Origin of the sequence: Actinomadura violacea (genome assembly GCF_017573465.1) — a bacterium.
Taxonomy (GTDB): Bacteria; Actinomycetota; Actinomycetes; order Streptosporangiales; family Streptosporangiaceae; genus Spirillospora; species Spirillospora violacea.
Genome location: NZ_JAGEPF010000020.1, coordinates 12829 through 34038, shown reverse-complemented (window position 1 = coordinate 34038; position 21210 = coordinate 12829). Strand labels below are relative to the sequence as shown.

Annotated in this window: 19 protein-coding genes; 8 read left to right on the top strand and 11 right to left on the bottom strand. The window is 73.6% G+C overall.

The annotated features are described in order from the left end of the window. Window positions 1-28: 28 nt before the first annotated feature. Window positions 29-1147, bottom strand: coding sequence for a PP2C family protein-serine/threonine phosphatase (locus tag J4709_RS31065; RefSeq protein WP_208245910.1), 1119 nt, complete (start codon window positions 1145-1147; stop codon window positions 29-31). A 139-nt stretch (window positions 1148-1286) separates the two neighbouring features. On the opposite strand from J4709_RS31065, the gene J4709_RS31060 reads away from it, so the two are divergent. Next, on the top strand, window positions 1287-1514 hold the full coding sequence (locus tag J4709_RS31060) for a hypothetical protein (protein WP_208245908.1): 228 nt from the start codon (window positions 1287-1289) through the stop codon (window positions 1512-1514). 40 nt (window positions 1515-1554) lie between these two features. On the opposite strand, the gene J4709_RS31055 is transcribed toward J4709_RS31060, so the two are convergent. The 4 genes from J4709_RS31055 to J4709_RS31040 form a co-directional block, all read right to left on the bottom strand. Further along, window positions 1555-2031, bottom strand: coding sequence for a ribose-5-phosphate isomerase (locus J4709_RS31055; RefSeq protein ID WP_208245906.1), 477 nt, complete (start codon window positions 2029-2031; stop codon window positions 1555-1557). 82 nt (window positions 2032-2113) lie between these two features. Then, the gene (locus tag J4709_RS31050; RefSeq protein ID WP_208245897.1) at window positions 2114-3256 is read right to left on the bottom strand and encodes a hypothetical protein; all 1143 of its coding nucleotides are present in this window, start codon (window positions 3254-3256) and stop codon (window positions 2114-2116) included. Between the two features lie 116 nt (window positions 3257-3372). Then, window positions 3373-4320: an ATP-binding protein gene (locus tag J4709_RS31045; RefSeq protein ID WP_208245895.1), complete on the bottom strand. Its 948-nt coding sequence runs from the start codon at window positions 4318-4320 to the stop codon at window positions 3373-3375. A gap of 146 nt (window positions 4321-4466) precedes the next feature. After that, window positions 4467-5081: a mycothiol-dependent nitroreductase Rv2466c family protein gene (locus J4709_RS31040; protein WP_208245893.1), complete on the bottom strand. Its 615-nt coding sequence runs from the start codon at window positions 5079-5081 to the stop codon at window positions 4467-4469. 201 nt (window positions 5082-5282) lie between these two features. On the opposite strand from J4709_RS31040, the gene pepN reads away from it, so the two are divergent. Next, window positions 5283-7817: an aminopeptidase N gene (pepN, locus tag J4709_RS31035; RefSeq protein WP_208245884.1), complete on the top strand. Its 2535-nt coding sequence runs from the start codon at window positions 5283-5285 to the stop codon at window positions 7815-7817. Window positions 7818-7896: 79 nt separating this feature from the next. Continuing rightward, entirely contained in the window at window positions 7897-8895 is a 999-nt protein-coding gene (locus J4709_RS31030) for a hypothetical protein (protein ID WP_208245882.1), read from the top strand. On the opposite strand, the gene malQ is transcribed toward J4709_RS31030, so the two are convergent. From malQ to J4709_RS31020, 3 genes are read right to left on the bottom strand one after another with little or no spacing between them, the layout of a single operon-like run. Next, a complete protein-coding gene (gene malQ, locus J4709_RS31025) occupies window positions 8876-10999 on the bottom strand; it encodes a 4-alpha-glucanotransferase (RefSeq protein ID WP_208245880.1) in 2124 nt (707 codons plus the stop codon). The two genes, J4709_RS31030 and malQ, sit on opposite strands and share 20 nt — an antisense overlap. 50 nt (window positions 11000-11049) lie before the next feature. Continuing rightward, window positions 11050-11589, bottom strand: coding sequence for an amidase family protein (locus tag J4709_RS56210; RefSeq protein ID WP_372442171.1), 540 nt, complete (start codon window positions 11587-11589; stop codon window positions 11050-11052). After that, on the bottom strand, window positions 11511-12473 hold the full coding sequence (locus J4709_RS31020) for an amidase (protein WP_372442168.1): 963 nt from the start codon (window positions 12471-12473) through the stop codon (window positions 11511-11513). Before J4709_RS31020 ends, J4709_RS56210 begins: the two co-directional genes overlap by 79 nt. Window positions 12474-12792: 319 nt before the next feature. On the opposite strand from J4709_RS31020, the gene J4709_RS31015 reads away from it, so the two are divergent. The 3 genes from J4709_RS31015 (at window position 12793) to J4709_RS31005 (ending at window position 16239) form a co-directional block, all read left to right on the top strand. Beyond that, the gene (locus J4709_RS31015) at window positions 12793-13527 is read left to right on the top strand and encodes a nuclease-related domain-containing protein (protein WP_232384297.1); all 735 of its coding nucleotides are present in this window, start codon (window positions 12793-12795) and stop codon (window positions 13525-13527) included. Between the two features lie 371 nt (window positions 13528-13898). Continuing rightward, window positions 13899-15761 (top strand): dihydroxy-acid dehydratase, encoded by a 1863-nt coding sequence (gene ilvD / locus J4709_RS31010; RefSeq protein WP_208245876.1) that lies wholly within the window; start codon window positions 13899-13901, stop codon window positions 15759-15761. Between the two features lie 112 nt (window positions 15762-15873). Further along, window positions 15874-16239 carry a DUF1330 domain-containing protein gene (locus J4709_RS31005; RefSeq protein WP_208245874.1) on the top strand — a complete coding sequence of 122 codons (366 nt, stop codon included), beginning with the start codon at window positions 15874-15876 and terminating at the stop codon, window positions 16237-16239. Window positions 16240-16251: 12 nt separating this feature from the next. Here J4709_RS31005 and J4709_RS31000 read toward each other — a convergent pair whose 3' ends face one another. Beyond that, window positions 16252-16470, bottom strand: a complete 219-nt coding sequence (locus J4709_RS31000; RefSeq protein ID WP_173095743.1) for an FmdB family zinc ribbon protein — start codon at window positions 16468-16470, stop codon at window positions 16252-16254. Between the two features lie 26 nt (window positions 16471-16496). Beyond that, window positions 16497-17006 carry an HNH endonuclease gene (locus J4709_RS30995; RefSeq protein ID WP_173095744.1) on the bottom strand — a complete coding sequence of 170 codons (510 nt, stop codon included), beginning with the start codon at window positions 17004-17006 and terminating at the stop codon, window positions 16497-16499. Window positions 17007-17283: 277 nt separating this feature from the next. On the opposite strand from J4709_RS30995, the gene J4709_RS30990 reads away from it, so the two are divergent. Continuing rightward, window positions 17284-19362 carry a prolyl oligopeptidase family serine peptidase gene (locus J4709_RS30990; RefSeq protein WP_208245872.1) on the top strand — a complete coding sequence of 693 codons (2079 nt, stop codon included), beginning with the start codon at window positions 17284-17286 and terminating at the stop codon, window positions 19360-19362. Between the two features lie 70 nt (window positions 19363-19432). Continuing rightward, window positions 19433-20239 carry a class I SAM-dependent methyltransferase gene (locus J4709_RS30985; protein ID WP_307801678.1) on the top strand — a complete coding sequence of 269 codons (807 nt, stop codon included), beginning with the start codon at window positions 19433-19435 and terminating at the stop codon, window positions 20237-20239. 281 nt (window positions 20240-20520) lie between these two features. Here J4709_RS30985 and J4709_RS30980 read toward each other — a convergent pair whose 3' ends face one another. Further along, on the bottom strand, window positions 20521-21204 hold the full coding sequence (locus J4709_RS30980) for a GNAT family N-acetyltransferase (protein ID WP_208245870.1): 684 nt from the start codon (window positions 21202-21204) through the stop codon (window positions 20521-20523). Window positions 21205-21210 lie beyond the last annotated feature (6 nt).

The following is a 21210-nucleotide window of genomic DNA, read 5'->3' as shown; positions in this document are numbered from 1 at the left end:
TGCCGCCGGTTCGCCGCTAGGTGCGCCGCTAGGTGCGCCAGATGAGGACGAGCGCGCAGTCGTCGTCGCGGGTGGCGGCCATCGTCTCGACCAGTTCCCGCGCGCCCGTGCCGAATCCCTGCGGGACGAGCCGCTCGGCCTCGCCGAGCAGCCGGTCGATCCCGGCGTCCAGGTCGCTGCCGGGCGACTCGACGAGGCCGTCGGTGTAGAGCATCAGCGCGTCGCCGGGCCGCAGCACCCCGCGCTCGGGGACGCAGTGCAGGTCGGGCACGACGCCGAGGACGACGCCCTTGGCCGGGCTGACCTGCCACGCGCCGCTGCCCGCGTCGAACTGGACGGCGGGCGGGTGCCCCGCCGACCCGACCGTGTACTCCCCGGTCTTCAGGTCGACGACGACGTGCACCGCCGTGACGAACCCCTCGTCCCAGCCCTGCTTCTGGAGGTAGACGTTGCAGGCGGGCAGGAACCGGTCGGCCTGGAGCGATCCAAGCAGCCCCCCGAAGGCGCCCGACAGCATCAGCGCCCGGGTGCCGGCGTCCGTCCCCTTCCCCGACACGTCGACCAGCGCGACCTCCAGCGTGCCGTCCTGCAGCGACGACACCACGAAGTCGCCGCCGAAGGACGAGCCGCCCGCCTGCAGCATCACGACCTGCGACGCCCAGCCGTCCGGCAGCTCGGGCATCTCGCCCTGCCGGCGCAGCCGGTCGCGCAGCTCCAGCAGCATCGAGTCGCCGCGCAGCCCCTGCACGCCGAGCTGCTGGCGGGTGCGGGCGAGGGTGAGCGCGAGCACCGCCGTGATCGTCAGCGTCGCGACGATGCCGGGCCCGATCGCCGCGACGTCCTGCAGCGCGTCGTAGGACACCATCGCGACCACGACGACCAGCAGCGCGATGAGGCTGCGCACCTTCAGCAGCAGCCCGCCGCCCAGCACGATGAGCACCAGCGCGCCCGACGGCGCCAGGCCGCGGGTGTCGTCGGCCGTCGCGACGCCGATCGCGATCGCCGCCACGGCCAGCACCGCGAAGACGTTGCGCTCCCTGGTGAGCCGCCCCTGCCGCATCGCCCGGTACAGCGCGACCAGCGGCGGGATCCTGCGCAGGAAGGCGCGGACCCGCGGCGGAAGCATCTGCACCAGTCGTTGAAGCATGTCTCCGGCACTGTACCGAGCATTCGCGGCGACCGGCGGGCATCCGGGCGACCGGTGACGCGTTGAAACGGTCCAGCTCCGCTCCCTGTGGGTAAGACCCACTCCGAGCCGAAGTTCGGAAACGCGAGGGAGGCGGCATATGGGGCAGCCGGGGATGCGCATCACCGTGAACGCGGCGATGCGGGCGCGGGACGTCTCGCGCCCATGGCCGGACGGCGTCGGCGCCCCCGCGGCGGGCGCCGAGCCGGGCGAGCGCGGCGAGGCGCCGCGCGCCGAGCCGGCCAAGAGGTCCCGGGCCGCCAAGAACGAGCGGCGCCGCCTCGGCAAGCGCGGCGGCGCCAGGAAGGCCCCGGAGAACGGGCTGTGACCCGCCCGCCGGGGCCCGGAGGCCGGAGAACGCGGGAGGGTCAGCCCTCGTCGGGCAGCGGCGGCAGCTCGCCGGTCCGCTCGTAGTCGCCGAGCATCGCGATCCGGCGGCTGTGCCGCTCCTCGCCGGAGTACGGCGTGCCGAGGAACAGCTCGACGAACCGGGTCGCGGTGTCCGCGTCGTGCTGCCGCGCGCCGATGCTGATCACGTTGGCGTCGTTGTGCTCGCGGGCCAGCGTCGCGGTGTCCTCGTTCCACACCAGCGCGGCCCGCACGCCCGCGACCTTGTTGGCCGCGATCGCCTCGCCGTTGCCGGAGCCGCCGATGACGATGCCGAGCGTGCCGGGCTCCGCCGCCGTCCGCCGGGCCGCCCGCAGCACGAACGGCGGGTAGTCGTCCACGGCGTCGTACTCGAACGCGCCGCAGTCGACGGGCTCGTGCCCGTTGGCCTTCAGCCAGGAGACCAGGTGCTCCTTCAGCTCGAAGCCGGCATGGTCGGTTCCCAGAAACACGCGCATGGGCCCGATTCTCGCAGGCCCGCGCCCCCGGCGCGCGCCGGGGGCGTGAGGCCCTGTTCACACTCGCCAGACCGGGCCCGCGCTACTGCGGCGGCGGCATCGGGTCCGGGTCGCGGGGCAGGTCGGGCTTGCGGTCGACCATCGTCCGGTCGGCGAGGTCGTCCTCGTCGTCTTCCTCGTCCTCAGTGCGCGCGGCGGGGCTCTGCAGCGCCGCGGCTTCGGGGGCGGCGCCGGCCGGCGCGGCGGCCTCGGGCCCGGGCGCCGGCGGCTCCTCGCCGTCCTGCGCCCCGGCGGCCTCGGGCTCCTGCGCGGCGGGCTCGGCGGCCGGCGCGGCGGGCTGCGGCGCCGGGGCACCGGGCTGGGGCGGGACGGGCACCCCTTCCCATCCGGGCGACTGCGCCGGGCGCGCCGGCGGGACGTAGGGGACGGCGGCCGGATGGGACGGCGGCAGGGCGGGCCGGTCGTTCGCCGTCGGCATCGGCGGCTGCGCGCCCTGCTGCGGAACACCAGGCTGCTGGACCCCCGGCTGCATGCCGTAGGGCTGCTGCGCGTACGGCTGCGGAGCGTAGCCCTGCTGCCCGTACGGCTGCTGCGGCGGCCCGGCCTGCTGGGATGCGTACGGCTGCTGCCCGGCGTACGGCGGCTGGGCGGCCCCGAAGGGCTGCTGCGGCGCGTACTGCCCGTACTGCTGCGGGGCGGCCTGGCCGCGCGGACGGCCGATCAGGTAGCCCGCCAGCGCGCCGGCGCCCGCGAGCCAGCCGTACAGCAGGCCCGCGCTTGCGCCCTTGTCGATGCCGTTGAAGATGTTGGTGCTCATCGAGGTGGCGTGGAAGCCGAGCGCCCAGTTCTGCAGCAGGCCGAACACGAACCCCGCGACGCCACCCGCGGCGATCACCGCCCACCAGCCGGTGATCAGCGCGCCGACCGGGCCGCGCGCGGCGTCGACCGACCGCGCGCCCGCCGCCACGAGCAGGGCCGTCCCGACGAGGGCGAGCAGCGTCGTGAAGTCGAGTGTCACGGCGTAGCGCCAGCTCAGCCCGTGCGGCGGCGTGAAGCGCCAGGACAGGAAGAGCAGCCGCGCCACCAGCGGGCCGATCCCCTTGTCGAGCCTGAAGTCGCTCTTGATGATCGCGTCGACGACCCATTGGTTGCCGACGAGCACGGCCAGCACGGCGAGGGGCACCAGCGAGCCGCCGGACATCATGAACATCCGCCGCATCGTCATGGCGGGCAGGGTAGTGCGGAACCGCGCGCGCCGGTAGGCCCGATGGCGCCCCGCGTAGGCCCGGCGTCACCCGGCGTAGGCGTCACCCGGCGTGCACGTCAGCCGGCGCGCACGGGTCACCCGGCGTGCATGAGGGGGAACCGGAACTCCGGGTCGACCTGCGCGGCGAGGTCCTCGCCGGTCGCGCGGTTCGCCCAGCTGCGCGCGTTCTTGAGGTGGAACTCGACGGCCTGCCGCTGGAACCTGTCCCAGTCCTTGGCCTGGGCGTCGACCTCGGCGAGCAGCCGGCCGAGCGCGGCCTCGTTCCCGTCCTCCAGCACCGCGCCGGAGCGGCCCTGCTCCATCGCGCGGACGGCGGCGGACTGGCCGAGCCACACGAGCAGGTCGTCGCCGACGTGCTCGCGCAGGTAGGCGACGTCCTCGTCCGACTGCACCTTGTTGCCGACGACGCGGATGGCGACGTCGTAGTCGCGGGCGTACTCGACGTACTGCCGGTAGACGCCGACGCCCTTCCGGGTGGGCTCGGCGACCAGGAACATCAGGTCGAACCGGGTGAACAGCCCGGACGCGAACGTGTCGGCGCCGGCGGTCATGTCGACGACGACGTACTCGCCGGGGCCGTCCAGCAGGTGGTTGAGGTAGAGCTCGACCGCGCCGGTCTTGGAGTGGTAGCAGGCGACGCCGAGGTCCTCGTCGTTGAACGGGCCGGTGGCGAGCAGCGTCACGCCGTCCACGTCCTGCCCGAGGGCGTGCACCGGGTCGTCGCCGCGCAGCCGCAGCAGCCGCGACCCGGTGCCCGCCGGGGTCGTCTTGACCATGGTGGACGCCGAGCCGATGCGCGGGTTGCCGCCGCGCAGCCAGTCCTTGATCTCGGTGAGGTGGTCGCCCAGCGCCGGGATCTTGGCGGCCCGGCCGTCGTCGAGGCCGAGAGCCGCGCCGAGGTGCTGGTTGATGTCGGCGTCGATGGCGACCACCGGCAGCCCGCGCAGCGCGAGGTGCCGGACGAACAGCGACGAGAGGGTGGTCTTGCCGCTGCCGCCCTTGCCGACGAACGCAACCTTCACGAATGCCCCCGTTTCGGATATGAAAACCGTTGCCATTTTCTCGGAGCACCGAGTCTGGCGGAGGGGGCACCGGCGCGGCAACCGGAACGGCCGAAGCCGCCCCGATCGGCCCGCACGGCGGCAGGCGCGGTGGCTCACGCGGTGGCTCAGTCGAAGATCGGCTCCCGGGTGCGGGTGCGCTTGAGCTCGAAGAACCCGTCGGTGGAGGCCACCGCGACCACGCCGTCCCACAGCTTCGCGGCGGCCTCGCCGCGCGGGATCGGCGACACGACCGGGCCGAAGAACGCGCTGCCCTCGACCTCGATCACCGGCGTGCCGACCTCCTGGCCGACCCGGTCGATGCCGTCCTGGTGCGACGCGCGCACCGCCTCGTCGTACGCCGTGGAGTCGGCGGCGTCGGCGAGCGCCGGGTCCAGGCCCGCGGCGGTCAGCGCGGCCTCGAAGTACTCGCGGTCGAACTTCTGCTTCTCGTGGTGGCGGCGCGTGCCCAGCTCCGTGTAGAGCCTGCCGAGCGCGTCGGCTCCGTACTTCTGCTCGGCGGCGATGCACACGCGCACCGGCTTCCAGGCGTCGGCGAGCCCCTTGCGGTACTCCTCGGGCACGTCCTTGTCCTCGTTGAGGACGGCCAGGCTCATCACATGCCAGCGCACCTGGATCGGGCGCAGCTTCTCCACTTCCAGAATCCAGCGCGAGGTGATCCAGGCCCACGGGCAAAGCGGGTCGAACCAGAAGTCCACGGGTGTCGGAGCGTCCTGCGGCAACGTCGCCTCCTACGGCTGCTCGAGCGTCATCGGTGAGATCTCCCCACCGACAACCCGGCCCCCGCCGCGCTGATTCCCGCCCCCGCTCCCCCGCCGGATCCCGCTCAGCCCGTCGCGGAAAGGCCGTGGCGTGCGGGCCTGTCACCCGGCCGGTTGGTAGACATGAGGACAGCAAAGAAATAAGCCGACCAAGGAGTACATGTGGCAGGCAACCTCACGCGCGACGAGGCGCGGGAACGGGCCCGGCTGCTCACCGTCGAGTCGTACGCGGTCGAGCTGGACCTCACCACCGGCGAGGAGCGCTTCGGCTCGACCACCGCGATCCGGTTCGGCTGCGGCGAGCCGGGCGCGTCGTCCTTCGTCGACCTGCACGGCGCCGTCGTCCGCGAGGCGACGCTGAACGGCGAGGCGCTGGACCCCGCGTCCTACGACGGGGAGAAGGGCCGCCTCCCGCTGCCTTCCCTGGCCGCGCAGAACGAGCTCCGCGTCGTCGCGGACTGCGCCTACTCCCGCTCCGGCGAGGGCCTGCACCGGTTCGTCGACCCGGTGGACGGGAGCGTCTACCTCTACACGCAGTTCGAGACGGCCGACGCGCACCGGATGTACACGTGCTTCGACCAGCCCGACCTGAAGGCGACCTTCGAGCTGGCCGTGACGGCGCCGCAGGACTGGCAGGTCGTCACGAACGAGAGCCCCGAGAGCGTCGAGGGCGGGACGTGGCGCTTCCTGCCCACCCCGCAGATCTCCACCTACATCACCGCGCTCATCGCCGGGCCGTACCACGCCGTCCGCGACGAGTACCGCCGCGACGACGGCACCGTCGTCCCGCTCGGCGTGTACTGCCGGGCGTCGCTCGCCGAGCACCTCGACGCCGAGGCCATCGTCGACGTGACGCGGCAGGGCTTCGCCTACTTCGAGAAGGTGTTCGGCCGGCCGTACCCCTTCAGCAAGTACGACCAGCTGTTCGTGCCGGAGTTCAACGCGGGCGCGATGGAGAACGCCGGCGCCGTCACGTTCCTGGAGGACTACGTCTTCCGGTCGCGGGTCACCGACGCCTCCTACGAGCGGCGCGCCGAGACGATCCTGCACGAGATGGCGCACATGTGGTTCGGTGACCTGGTCACCATGCGCTGGTGGGACGACCTGTGGCTGAACGAGTCGTTCGCCACGTACATGAGCGTGCTGTGCCAGTCCGAGGCCACCAAGTGGACGGGCTCGTGGACGACGTTCGCGAACCTGGAGAAGGCGTGGGCGTACCGGCAGGACCAGCTGCCGTCCACGCACCCGATCTCCGCCGACATCCCCGACATCCGGGCCGTCGAGGTGAACTTCGACGGGATCACCTACGCCAAGGGCGCGTCCGTCCTGAAGCAGCTGGTGGCCTATGTCGGCCGCGAGAACTTCCTGGAGGGCGTGCGCCGGTACTTCGACCGGCACGCGTGGGGCAACACCGTCCTCACCGACCTGCTGGACGCGCTGGAGGAGACGTCCGGCCGCGACCTGGCGTCCTGGTCGAAGGAGTGGCTGGAGACCGCCGGCGTCAACACGATGCGGCCGCGGTACGAGGTCGACGCCGACGGGAACTTCTCCTCGTTCGCCGTCCTGCAGGAGGCGAAGGCCGACTACCCGACGCTGCGCTCGCACCGCCTGGCGATCGGCCTGTACGACCGGACCGGCGACGGGCTCGTCCGGCGCGAGCGCGTCGAGCTGGACGTGGTCGGCGCCCGCACGGAGGTGCCGCAGCTCGTCGGGCAGAAGCGCCCCGACCTGGTGCTGGTCAACGACGACGACCTCACCTACGCCAAGGTCCGGCTCGACGAGCACTCGCTGAAGACGCTGGTGGAGCACATCGGCGACATCAAGGAGAGCCTGCCGCGGGCGCTGTGCTGGTCGGCGGCGTGGGACATGACGCGCGACGCGGAGATGGCGACGCGCGACTACGTCCGGCTCGTCGCGAAGGGCATCCGCGGCGTCACCGACATCTCGGTCACGCAGACGCTGCTGCGGCAGGCGCGGACGGCCGTCCAGCAGTACGCCGACCCGTCCTGGCGCAAGGAGGGCCTGGCGCTGCTCGCCGGCACGCTGTTCGAGCTGACCCGCGAGGCGGCGCCCGGCTCGGACCTGCAGCTGGCCTACACGCAGGCGTTCGCGGCGTCGGCGGTCAGCGAGGAGCACCTGGCGTTCGTCCGGGCGCTGCTGGACGGCTCGCAGTCGCTCGACGGGCTGACCGTCGACACCGACCTGCGGTGGGCGCTGCTGCGCCGCCTGGTCGTCACCGGCAAGGCCGGCGAGGGCGAGATCGACGCCGAGCACGAGCGGGACCGGACGGCGGCGGGCGAGCGGCACGCCGCGGGCTGCAAGGCCGCGATCCCGACCGCCGAGGCCAAGGCCGCCGCGTGGGACCGGATCATCGGCGGCACGCTGCCGAACGCCGTGTACCGCGCGACGCTCGGCGGGTTCGTCGAGCCGGACCAGGCGGACCTGCTCGTCCCGTACGTGGACAGGTACTTCGCCGAGGTCGGCCGGGTGTGGAAGGAGTGGACCAGCGACATGTCCCAGACGTTCGCCGAGGTCGCCTACCCGTTCCTGGTGATCGACCAGTCCACGATCGACCGCACCGAGTCCTACATGGCCGGCGAGAAGCCGCCCGCGGCGCTCGCCCGGCTGCTGTCGGAGGGCCGTGACGGTGTCGCGCGCGCGCTGCGCGCCCGCGCGAAGGACGCCGCCGCGAGCTGAGTCCGTCCCCGCTGCCGCAACCCCCGTGGCCGTGCGATCGTTGCAGGGTCACGGGGGTCCGCGGAGAGGGGATGGTCGGGTGGAGACGGCGCGGGACGTGCTGACGGCGCTGGCACGGCGGTACGCGTTCGGGGATCTGGAGGCGCTGATCGCCGACGGGACGCTCGTCCCCGCCGGGCCGGCGAAGGCCGTCGCGCCGCTGTGCGCGTTCGGGCAGCGCGTCCTGGACCTGGACGCCGAGGACTTCGGGATGCCGGAGGCCGTCGGCGAGGTGCCGCGCGACCTGCTCGACCGCGCCCGCGCGAGCCGGATGCCGCAGGCGCCCAAGGAGCGGCCGCGCGGCGCGCTGGCGAGCCTGCGGCCCGCCTACGCGCTGCTGCTGGAGGTCATCGCGATCCGCTGGCACCGGCGCGACATGGCCGCGCTGGTCGCCGCCGTGCACATCGCCAGCGAGTACCTGCCACTGCTGGCGTGGGAGCCGGTCCTCGGGCACGCCGGCGACCCGGCGCTGATCGGCGCGTCGGTGGACGGGGAGGGCAGCCGGTTCGGCGTCCCGGTCGAGCCGGGCTCGCCGCGCGCGTGCGACCACACCCGCCCGGAGCGGTCGGCGTGCGAGCGGACGCTCCGCGTCGCCAAGGAGCCGCCGCCCGGCTGGCGCGCCTACCTGGACCGCCAGCACAGCCAGGTCGCGTCCGCGCTGGGCGACTGCGCGGCCCGCTGCCGGACGCCGTGCACCGTCATGACGCGGCTGGACGACCCGGTCCGCGCCGACCTCGTCGAGCGCTGCAGGCTCGCCGCGGAGTTCACCGACAGCGCGCTGGTGAAGCTGCGGCACGCGGCACCGGTCGGGCACGGGTTCGGCGTCCCGTCCCCCGAGGAGGTCGAGGCGGCCTGGGCCCGCGCCCGCAAGTCCCTGTCCCATCAGCCGCTCGGCAAGGCGGCGCTCGACGGCCCGGAAGACGACGGCTACCCGCTGCCGGGGCTGCCGGCGCTTTTCTCGGCGATCGCGTCGGTGCCGATCGTGCCGGACACCCTGCTGCGCGACGTCACCGAGCGGATCACGACGACGCTCGGCTGACCTGCTCCAGCACGGCGCGGACCCGCGGGTCCTCGACGAGGTCGTCGAGGACGACCGGCCGCCCCTCCGCGTCGGCGAGGGGGACGCGCCAGTTCGGGTACTCGTCGATGGTGCCGGGCTGGTTCTGAGTGCGGCGCTCGCCGACCACGTCCGCGAGCGAGACGCCGATGAGGCGTGCGGGGGTGCGGCCGAGGAAGGCGTGCAGCGCGGCGACGACCTGCGGGTCGTAGGCGTCCGAGCCGTCCGCCAGCGCCCGCAGCACCTCGTCGGGCGGGATGGTCAGCAGCCCTTCGGCGTGCAGGACGCCGAGCCAGGCGGCGAGCTGCTCGCGGTGGTCGGCGGCCTCCTCGGCGGGCGGGCGGGTGAGCAGGCCGAGGCGGTCGCGCAGCGCGATGTGGTCGCCGTGCAGGAACCCGGTGATCGGCGGCATGTCGTGCGTGCCGACGGTGGCCAGCGACAGCTCCCGCCACCGCTCCGCGGGCTTCGGGCGGCCGTCCGCGTCGCGCTCGAACCACAGCAGCGACGTGCCGAGGACGCCCCGGTCGGCGAGGTCGTCGCGGACCTCCGGTTCGACGGTGCCGAGGTCCTCGCCGACGACGAGCGCGCCCGCCCGGCGGGCCTCCCACACCAGGCAGCCGAGCATCGCGTCCCGGTCGTAGCCGACGTAGGTCCCGTCGGCGGGCGAGCCGCCCTCGGGGATCCACCACAGCCGCGACACCTGCATCGCGTGGTCGAGGCGGAGCCCGCCGCCGTGCCGCAGCGCCGCCGCCAGCATCTCCCGGTACGGGACGTAGGCGTCCGCGGCGAGCGTCGTCGGCCGCCACGGCGGCTGCCCCCAGTCCTGGCCGCGCTGGTTGAACTCGTCGGGCGGCGCGCCGACGCTCATCCCGGACGCGAGCTCGTCCCGGTAGATCCAGGCGTCGGCGCTGCCCTGCGCCACCCCGACGGCCAGGTCGTGGACGATCCCGGCAGGCATCCCGGCGTCGCGGGCGGCCTTCTGCGCGCCGGCGAGCTGCTGGTCGAGGCGCCATTGCAGCCAGGCGTGGAACCCGGCGCGCGGCCGGTGGCGGGGCTCGCCGAGGACGGCGCGCGGGTCGCGGAGCGCGGCCGGCCAGCGCCGCCAGTCGGTGGTGCCCTGCTCCTCGCTGATCGCGCACCAGGTGGTGAAGGCGCGCAGCGCCGCCCCGTTGCGCTCGCGGAACTCCCGGAAGCCGGGGTCGTCGCCGATGTTCGGCACCGACCGGTACATCGCCTCCAGCGCCTCGAGCTTCGCCGTCCACACGGCGTCGCGGTCGAGCGGGCCGGCGAGGTCGCGCAGCCGCGCCGCCATGGCCGCGAACCGCTCCCTGCCTTCGGGAGGCATCGCCGCGTACTCCGGCATGTCCTCGATCCGCAGGTAGATCGGGGCGGGGAAGCGGCGGCTCATCGGCGAGTACGGCGACGGGCTGACGGGCGGCATCGGCTCCGCCGCATGCAGCGGGTTCGCGACGACGAAGCCGGCGCCGAGGTCGCGTCCGGCCCATGCCGCGAGGTCGGCGAGGTCGTGCAGGTCGCCGATCCCCCACGACCCGCGCGAGCGCAGCGAGTACAGCTGGACGGTCAGCCCCCACATCCGCGGCGGGCGCGGCAGCGACGCGGGCGCCACGAGCAGCGCCGCGCTCTCCTCCCGGCTCCCCTGTCGGACGCGGAGGCGGTGCCAGCCGAGTGGGACGTCGCCTTCCAACCCGTCCAGCGGCACGGGCCCGCCGCGCGCCGCCTCAGCGGACGGCGCATCGAGCACGTCGGGTTCGCCGGTCTCGATGCGCACGTCCAGATCGCCGCCGGGCCCCAGGGAGCGGTGCAGCTTCGCGAGGATCCGGGCATCGGTCCGTCCCCCGCTCTGGTCCTGGCGGACCACGACGGTCGGCGGCAGCGCGCGCTCGCGCTCCCGGTGGCGCTCCAGCCCCGCGCGGACGGCGGCCGGGGACGAGGCGTCCACCCCGAGCGCGCCGAGGACGGCGACCAGGGTGGCGGGCGGGACGTCCGCCTTCCGTCCGCGCCAGTCGGTGTACCGCGTCGCGACCCGGTGGTAGCCCGCCAGCCTGATCAGTTCGTCGTCAGCCACGCCTGCACACATGCCCCGGCGGCGCCGCGCCAAGCGCGGGCCGCGGGGGCTCAGGCGTCCCAGATGGGCGGCGTGCGGCCGCGCCAGGGACGCGCCTCCTCCAGCTGCGCGGACAGCGAGATCAGCGTCCCCTCGCCGCCGAGCCTGCCCGCGAGCATGATCCCGATGGGCAGCCCTTCGGCGTTCCAGTGCAGCGGGACGTTCACGGCGGGCTGCCCGGAGATGTTGTAGGCGGCGCAGAACGGGGTGAACAGCGTCTGCCGCCGGAAGTTCTCCTCGGGTTCCTGGTCGTGGAAGTAGCCGACGGGGACGGGCGGCTGCGCGAGCGTCGGGTGCAGGATCGCGTCGAACTCGTTCATGACGGGGAACGCGGCGCGCAGCGCGCCCTGCAGTGCGGCGTGCGCCCGGAACAGCTGCGGCGCGGTCGTGGCGTTCCCGCGCTCGCGGAGCCACCGGGTGAGCGGCTGGAGCAGGTGCTCGCGCCCGTCCGGGACGGGCGTCATCGTGGCCATCACGCCCCAGAGCAGCTCGAAGTGCGGGAGCATCTCCGGCCCGAACACCGGCGGCAGCTCGACGACCTCGTGCCCCAGCTCCTCCAGCAGCGCGGACGCCTCCTCGTAGGCGGCACGCAGTCGGGGTGCACCTCGGCACCCGGGACGGCGGGCTGCCGGCTGCGCGCGATCCGGAGCCGTCCCGGCGGGCGTCCGGCGTACGACAGGAACGAGCCCTCGACGGGCGGCGCCGCGTAGAGGTCGCCGGGCATCGGCCCGGCCATGACGTCCAGCAGCAGGGCGGCGTCCTCGACGGACCGGGCGATCGGCCCGTTGGTGGACAGCCCGAACAGGTCGGGGACGATCGGCCCCTGGGAGATCCGGCCGCGGGTCGGCTTGATCCCGAACAGGCCGCAGACGCTGCTCGGGATGCGGATGGAGCCGCCGCCGTCGCTGCCCTGGGCGACCGGGGCCGGCCCGGCCGCGACGGCCGCGGCGGCGCCGCCGCTCGAACCGCCCGCCGACCTGGCGGGATCCCAGGGCGTGCGGGCGGGCGGTGCGACGTCGCCTTCGGTGTAGCAGGGCAGCCCGAATTCCGGCACGGCGGTCTTCCCGGTCATGATCGTTCCCGCCTCGCGGAGCAGCCGCGCGACGCTGTCATCCGCAAAACCGGTCAAATCGGCAAAAACGGATGAACCAAATGTCATCCGGACGCCGTCCACCATGTTCAGGTCCTTGACCGGTACCGGCACCCCGTGCAGCGGCGGCAGGTCCGCCGGGTCCGCGGCGTCCAGGACCGCCTTCTCGGCCCGCGCCGCCTGCTCGCGCGCCCCCTCCGCGGTCACCGTCACATAGGCGCCCACCTGCGGGTTCAGCCGTTCGATGCGGTCCAGGTAATGATCAGTCAGCTCGACTGGGGACAGCCGCCCGGAACGGACGGCGTCAGCCGCCTCCCTAGCGCCGAGGTCATGGAGATGTGTCACGAACCGGAACGCTAGACCGCCCGCGCGCGGGCATCCAAAGAGGGCAGGGATTCTCTGCCGGGAAGAGGTGGTAGATGATTCACGTACCCGTCCTACGCGGCAGTCAATCACTCACCTGCGGCGACAAAACTATTAACCCTGCATGACTAGTCGCCGACTCGCATGATGATTACTCTGCGCACGGAGGATCATGCCCCCGATGGGAGAGGAATACGGAGCGTCACTTATGGCGATCATGGAGCGGGGCAACACACAGCAGGCACGGGGCCAGCCCAGGGACGATTCCGGGCAGCCGGACGAGGCGCAGGAGCAGCCCCCCATGCGTGAGCCGGAGAAGCGGCCGCCCGGCGACCGGACGCTCACCGGGATGCTCGCCGACCCGCGCGTCCGGGTCTGGGCATGGCGGATCGGCGTCGCGCTCGCGGTGCTCGTCGTCGCGACCGCGATGTTCGGCGGCCGGCTCGGGATCACCGCGGCGGTCCTCGTGGTCGTCGTGGACGTCGTCCGCCGGTCCCGCCGGGACTCGAGCATCGCGGCCTGGCAGAAGTCCTCGGCCGCCGAACGGCGCACCGAGAAGCAGCTGCGGTCGCTGCAGCGCAACGGATACCTCGTGCTGCACGCACGGGCCGTCCCCCGCGATGACGAGGGCGTCAGCGACGGGCGGATCGACCACCTGGTGATCGGGCCGAGCGGCGTCTACGCCATCGACTCCGAGAAGTGGGACAAGCGCCTCCCCGTGCGCACCCTGTCCCACCGCAAGCTCTTCCACGGCCCCTTCAACAAGAAGGAGCGCCTGGACGAGGCGCGCTGGGAGGCCGACCAGGCCAGCAGGATCATCGGCGGCCAGGTCGGGTTCGAGGTGCCCGTGCAGCCCTCGGTGGCGATCTACGGGCCGTCCATCCCGTGGAAGGTCATGCGGGTCAGGGACGTGGACGTGTACGCGGGCAACCGCGCCCGCTCGTACCTGCGCCGCCGTCCCAAGATCCTCACCGACACCGACGTCCAGCGGATCTTCCAGGCGGCGGAGAAGGCGCTGCCCCCCAAGTACGGCTGACGGCCGATCCCGCGACGGCACCGGGTCCCGCAACGGCGCGGGACTCCGCCGCATCGCAGGCCGCTTTCCCACCGGGCCCCTCGCGGGCCCGGCACCTTCCCTCCCGGCCCCTCTTGCGGGCCCGGCCTCTCCAGGCCCTCCGCCCCGGGCGCCCGGCCTCTCCGGTCCCGGCTTTTCCGAGCCCCGGCCCCGACCTTGTAGCATCGGGTTGCACAGGCCGGCCCGCGCGCGACCTCCGCTGAGCCGGCGGCAGCGCCGCGATCCGCCGCTGAGAGCTTCCCACCGGGCACCGCTCGCTCCCGCCCGCCGAACCCGGCGCGGCGACGCGTCCGGCGACACGGCACCACGGCACAGGTTGGAGAGGTCACAGGATGCCCCCGCTCAGGTCACGTACGGTCACCCATGGCAGGAACATGGCGGGCGCCCGCGCGCTCATGCGGGCCAGCGGCGTCGAACGCGAGGACTTCGGCAAGCCGATCGTCGCGGTGGCCAACAGCTTCACCCAGTTCGTGCCCGGCCACGTCCACCTCGACGAGGTCGGCAAGGTCGTCGCCGGCGCCGTCCGCGAGGCCGGCGGCGTGCCCCGCGAGTTCAACACGATCGCGGTGGACGACGGCATCGCGATGGGCCACGACGGCATGCTGTACTCGCTGCCGTCCCGCGAGGTGATCGCCGACGCCGTCGAGTACATGGTCCAGGCGCACTGCGCCGACGCCCTGGTGTGCGTCTCCAACTGCGACAAGATCACCCCGGGCATGCTGCTGGCCGCGATGCGGCTGAACATCCCGACGGTGTTCGTCTCCGGCGGCCCGATGGAGGCCGGCAAGCCCGTCGAGGGCGTGATGGGCGGCAACAAGCTCGACCTGATCGACCCGATCATCGCCTCCGCCGACGCGTCGCTGGCCGACGACAAGCTGCTGGAGATGGAGGAGAGCGCCTGCCCGACCTGCGGGTCCTGCTCCGGCATGTTCACCGCCAACTCGATGAACTGCCTCACCGAGGCGATCGGGCTGGCGCTGCCCGGCAACGGCACCGTCCTCGCGACCCACACCTCCCGCCGCCGCCTCTACGAGGACGCCGGCCGCACCGTCGTGGAGATCGCCCGCCGCTACTACGACGGCGACGACGAGTCCGTCCTGCCGCTGAACATCGCCACCCGCGACGCGTTCGAGAACGCCATGACCCTCGACGTCGCGATGGGCGGCTCCACCAACACGATCCTGCACCTGCTCGCCGCCGCCTACGAGGGCGGCGTCGACTTCGGGCTCACCGAGATCGACGAGCTGTCGCGCCGCGTCCCGTGCATGTGCAAGCTCGCCCCGGCCACCGGCAAGTACCACGTCGAGGACTGCCACCGCGCCGGCGGCATCCCCGCCCTGCTCGGCGAGCTGCACCGCGCCGGGCTGCTGCACGACTCCGCGCACTCGATCCACTCGGCGTCGCTGACCGAGTTCGTCGACAGGTGGGACGTCCGCTCCCCGAACGTGCTGCCCGAGGCCGTCGAGCTGTTCCACGCCGCGCCCGGCGGCGTCCGCAGCACCTCCGCGTTCTCGCAGAGCGCCCGCTGGGAGGAGCTGGACCTCGACCGCGAGAACGGCTGCATCCGCTCCGCCGAGCACGCCTACACCGCCGACGGCGGCCTCGCGGTGCTGCGCGGCAACATCGCCCCCGACGGCGCGATCGTCAAGACCGCCGGCGTGGACGAGGAGCTGTGGACCTTCACCGGCCCCGCCGTCGTCTTCGAGTCGCAGGACCAGGCCGTCGAGGGCATCCTGTCCGGCAAGATCAAGGCCGGCGACGTCGTCGTGATCCGCTACGAGGGCCCCAAGGGCGGCCCCGGCATGCAGGAGATGCTGTACCCGACGAGCTTCCTGAAGGGCCGCGGGCTCGGCAAGGCGTGCGCGCTGATCACCGACGGCCGGTTCTCCGGCGGCACGTCCGGGCTGTCCATCGGGCACGCCTCCCCCGAGGCGGCCGGCGGCGGGATCATCGCCCTGGTCGAGGACGGCGACCGCGTCGTGATCGACATCCCGAACCGGGTGCTGGAGCTGGACGTCCCGGCCGACGAGCTGGAGATCCGCCGCGAGAAGCTGCTCGCCGACCTCGGCGGCTACCGGCCCCGGAACCGGGACCGCAAGGTCAGCGCCGCGCTGCGGGCCTACGCCGCGATGGCGACGTCCGCGTCCACCGGCGCCGCCCGCGACGTCTCCCAGCTCGACGGCCTGCACGGCTGAGGCATTACCCGGCGGGTAATCGCTACCGTTCCCGCCCCCGGGCAGAGTGGATCACGTCAACGGGGCCGCCCCACCGGGCGGCCCCGGATCCACGAACCCGGAGGAGATCTCCATGACCGCCTACGTCCTCGGCCAGCTGCACGGTTGCCCGCCGCTCCACGACGAGGTGCTCACCTACATGGAGCGCATCCAGGCCACGATGGACCCGTTCGGCGGCCGCTTCATCGTCCACGGCGAGACCCCCGACGTCCGCGAGGGCGCGTGGGAGGGCGACCTGGTCCTGCTGGAGTTCCCGGACATCGCCAAGGCGCGGGCCTGGTACGACTCGCCCGCCTACCAGGAGATCAAGCACCTGCGCGCCGACCACATCCCCGGGACGATCATGCTGGTCGACGGCTGCGGCCCCGGCCACGACAGCGCCGCCATGGCCGCCGGGATCCGCGCGGCACAGCAGGACCGGGGCGGCCGGGACGAGTAGCGGCGGGCGGGGCTAGGAGCAGCAGCCTCCGCCGCAGCAGCCGCCCCCGGCGGCCGGCGGAGGCTTCGGAGCCCCGCCCCGCGACGTGCCGGTGACGGCGACCGTGGACAGCAGCTTGACCGTGTCGTCGTGGCCGTCCGGGCAGGGCGCCGGGTCGGACGCGTTGATCATCGGGCGGGAGACCTCGAACGTCGACCCGCACGCGCGGCAGCGGTAGTCATAGCGTGGCACGAGGACAGGATACGTCCCCGTCCCGGCTAGGCGGCAGGCTCGGTCACGTACGGCGCCCACTGGGGATCGCCGTCGTGGACGATGCCGATGAGCCGCCAGTGCGCGCCGCGCGGGACGCCCGGGGTCATCCCGAGCGTCCAGCCGAGCTCGGACAGCAGCCGGTCGGCCTTGCGGTGGTTGCAGGTCATGCAGGACGCGACGCAGTTCTCCCAGACGTGCTTGCCGCCGCGGCTGCGCGGATGGACGTGGTCGATGGTCTCGGCGCGGCGGCCGCAGTAGACGCAGCGGAAGTTGTCGCGGCGCATGAGCGCGGCCCGGGTCAGCGGGACGCGGGTCCGGAACGGGATGCGGACGTAGCGGCGGAGCCGGATCACCGACGGGACCTCGACCTCCATGGTCGCCGAATGCAGGGTGGCGCCCGAGACGTCGTGGTGGACGATCTCGGCCTTCTCCCGGAGCACGAGGCAGACCGCCCGCCGCAGCGGGAGCGTGGTGAGTGGTTCGTACGTCGCGTTCAGGAGAAGGACCTGTCTCATCAGACGGCCTCCGCCGGCGTGCCGGGGTTCGCCTCGGCGGACGCGGCTGAGCGCGCCTCGCACCGAGGCCGAGATATTGTCTCCGGCACCTGCGCACTCGCCATGAGGACCTCCCCAGAGGCGAACCGACCTGGAATCAGTGTGGCGGCTGGGGCAGCCCGACCGCTACCCCAAATATCCCCATCGAAGGGCCAGATCGAACGCAAAAACGGCCGCGTTGCGCCCCGGATCGGCCTGGCCGGGCGGACCGGCCGCATCGGTGAATACAGTGCATCGCATGACCGGAACGCCTTATCCGCCCGCGCGGCGCCAGGACATCGTCGAGGACATCCACGGCCACCGGGTCGCCGACCCGTACCGCTGGCTGGAGGACGCGGACAGCGCGGAGACCGAGGAGTGGCTCGCCGCGCAGGACGAGCTGTTCCACAAGGTCGCCGATGCGCTCCCGGGCCGCGACCGGCTGCGCCGCCGGCTCGGCGAGCTGCTCGGCGCGGGCAGCGTCGGCGCGCCGGTCTGGCGCGGCGACCGGCGGTTCTTCACTCGGCGGACCGCCGAGCAGGAGCACCCGGTGCTCTACACCGTCGACCCGGACGGCGCCGAGCGCGCCCTCGTCGACCCGATCGCGCTGGACCCGGGCGGCACCACGACGCTGGACGGCTGGCAGCCCGACAAGGAGGGCCGGCTGCTGGCGTACAAGATCTCGACGGGCGGGGACGAGGAGTCGCTGCTGTTCGTGATCGACGTCGCGACCGGCGAGCGGGTGGAGGGGCCGATCGACCGGACCCGGTCGTCCGGCATCGCCTGGCTGCCCGGCGGCGAGGCGTTCTACTACACCCGGCGGCTGCCCGCGCGGGCCGTCCCGGAGGGCGAGGAGCAGTACCACCGGCGCGTCTACCTGCACCGGGTCGGCACCGAGCCGGAGACCGACGACGTCCTGATCTTCGGCGACGGGATGGACAAGACCAACTACTACGGTGTCGGCGTCAGCCGCGACGGCCGGTGGCTGACGGTCTCGGCCTCGCAGGGCACCGCGCCTCGCAACGACCTGTGGATCGCCGATCTCGCCGCCTCGCCGCTCGAACGCCCCGAGCTGTTGCCGGTCCAGGTCGGCGTCGACGCCGGGACCGGGCTGCACGTGGGGCGGGACGGCCGCGCCTACGTGTTCACCGACCTGGACGCGCCGCGGGCCCGGCTGTGCGTGACCGACCCGTCCGACCCGTCGCCGCGGACGTGGCGGGACCTGATCCCGCAGGACCCGGAGGCCGTCCTCACCGACTACGCGATCCTCGACGGCCTCGAGGCCCCGGTGCTGCTCGCCGGGTGGACGCGGCACGCGATCAGCGAGATCACGGTGCACGACCTGGCGTCCGGCGAGCGGCTCGGGACCGTCCCGGCGCCGGGCCTCGGCTCGATCGGCGGGATCGTCGAGCGGCCCGAGGGCGGCCACGAGGCATGGTTCGGCTACACCGACAACGTCACACCCTCGTCCGTCCTGCGCTACGACGCCCGCACCGGCGAGACGAGCCTGTGGGCGTCCGCGCCCGGCACCGTCGAGGTCCCCGAGATCGAGACCCGGCAGGTGGCCTACACCTCCGCGGACGGCACCGAGGTGCGGATGCTGGTGGCGTCGCGGCCCGGCGCGTCCGGCCCGCGGCCGGCGATCCTCTACGGCTACGGCGGCTTCAACATCTCGCTGACGCCGTCGTACTCGGCGAGCATCCTGGCCTGGGTCGAGGCGGGCGGCGTCTACGCGATCGCGAACCTGCGCGGCGGGTCCGAGGAGGGCGAGGAGTGGCACCGCGCGGGGATGCGCGAGCACAAGCAGAACGTGTTCGACGACTTCCACGCCGCCGCGGAGAAGCTGATCGCCGACGGGCTCACCACCCCGGCGCAGCTGGCGATCTCCGGCGGGTCGAACGGCGGCCTGCTCGTCGGCGCCGCCCTGACCCAGCGCCCCGACCTGTACCGGGCGGTGGTCTGCTCGGCGCCGCTGCTGGACATGGTCCGCTACGAGCGGTTCGGGCTCGGCCAGACGTGGAACGACGAGTACGGGACGGCGGACGACCCGGTGGAGCTCGGCTGGCTGCTCGGCTACTCGCCGTACCACCACGTCCACGCGGGGACGGCGTATCCGGCGACGCTGTTCACCACGTTCGGCAGCGACACCCGCGTCGACCCGCTGCACGCCCGCAAGCTGTGCGCCGCCCTCCAGCACGCGACAGCGTCGGACGCCCCGATCCTGCTGCGCAACGAGTCGGAGGTGGGCCACGCCGCCCGCTCGGTCAGCCGGTCGATCGACCTGATGACCGACACCCTCACCTTCATCGCCGCCCAGACCGCCCTCAGCCTGCCCTGAGGCGCGCGGTGAGGCGGGTCACAGACGGCGGGCTGGCGGGACGAAATTGACGGGTGATCTAATAACGGGGGTGAACGTGTCGATGGTGCGCAGCCCGTCCGCCGTGGACCGGGTGCTCGGTCTGCTGCGCGAACCGCCCGCCGAGCCCGACCTGACGGCCGGCTACCTCGATCTCCTCGGCCCCGCCGAGGAGCGGGCGCCGTCGCTGGCCCAGTCGGTCATGGAGTCGACGTTCCTCCCGCAGATCTACGAGAAGGTCTGGCGGCCCGTCGGCTTCAACCTCGCCAAGGGCTGGCCGATCGGCCCCGACACCGCCGCCGAGCAGGCGACGGCGCGGGACTGGCTGGGTCTCGGGCAGCCGGGCGGCGAGGGCCGTCCGGACGCGACCGTGCTGGACGTGGCGTGCGGCCCGGGCAACGTGACCCGCGCGCTCGCCGAGGGCGTCGGCGACGGCGGCCTCGTCGTCGGGGTCGACGCCTCCGCCACCATGCTGGCGCGCGCCGAGGCCGACACCCCCGCCGGCGGCGAGGTCTGCTACGTCCGCGGCAACGCCGTCGACCTGCCGTTCCGCGACGCGACGTTCGACGCCGTCTGCTGCTTCGGCGCGCTGTACCTGTTCGACGACCCGTGGGCGGCCGTCGACGGCATGACCCGCGTGCTGCGCCCCGGCGGCCGGCTGATCATCCTCACCTCCCGCCGGCTGACGCCGCTGTACGCCTCGAAGGTCGGCGGCGAACTGATCCGCCGCGCCACCGGCTACACGGTGTTCGGCGACCAGGAGGTCACCGGCGCACTGGCCGACCGCGGCTTCACCGACGTCCGCCGCCGCCGCTACCCCCTAATGCAACTGGTAGGCGGCACCCTCCCCAACGCCTGAACGTCCCCGGCGCCGCCAAGGCACAGGGGGCAAGGGGCGGAGCCCCAAGGGGGTGTGGGGGCGAAGCCCCCGCCGGGGGGCGTGGGGGGCAGGCCCCCCACCATGGCGGTGGCCGAAGCCTGTAGCGGAGCGCTAGCGGAGTCGAAAGGCGCAGGCCAGCGCCATGCCCGGGGGGTGTGGGGGGTCGCCCCCCCACAATGACACGTCCCGAGCCGCAGGCGCGCGCCGCGCCGCGCCGCCGGCGCGCCGTCCCGCGGCTCGGGTGTCCTCAGCGGAATTCCTTAGCGGAGTTCCTTCTCGATGTAGATGTTGACGAAGCCGCCGATCACCTCGCGGCGCGTCTCCCTCCAGCCGAACTTGCGGTACAGGGCGAGGGCCGGGGCCTGCAGTTCGGTCGTGTCGCCGCGCAGGACCCGGTACCCGTACTCGGCGGCGCGCTCCTCCAGTGCGGAGACGACCGCGGCGCCGTAGCCGCGCCGCTGGGCGGACGGCCGCACCCGCAGCCGCACCATCTCCACCGCGTCGAGCACGGGGTCGCCCGGCGCGTAGCCGCCGAACGCCCGTGCCCGGCCCCCGGGGACGAGGTCGGCGCGCCGCAGGCCGCCCATCGCGACGATCAGCCCGTCGACCTCGCCGACGAGGAACTCGCCGTCATTGCGCAGATAGATGTCCTCCATCCGGAAGAAGTCGTGGTCGTAGTAGACGCCGTCGCCGGGTCGCAGGCCCACCTGCGCCAGGCCCTCGCGGTGCAGGGCGAGGACGGTGGCGTGGTCGCGGGCCCGGTAGCGGCGCAGCCGCAGTTCCCCGAAGCTCCAGACGGGGGGATCCCCCTGCAGCCGCACCAGGGCGCGGCGGCGGGGACGGGGGTCGGCGGCGGACGGTGCCGGGGGCCCGGCCTGCGGGCCCGCGGGTTCCGCGCCGGGCGCGGGAGGTTCCTGCGCCGAGGCGCCGTCGGGCGTTCCCATGCCCGG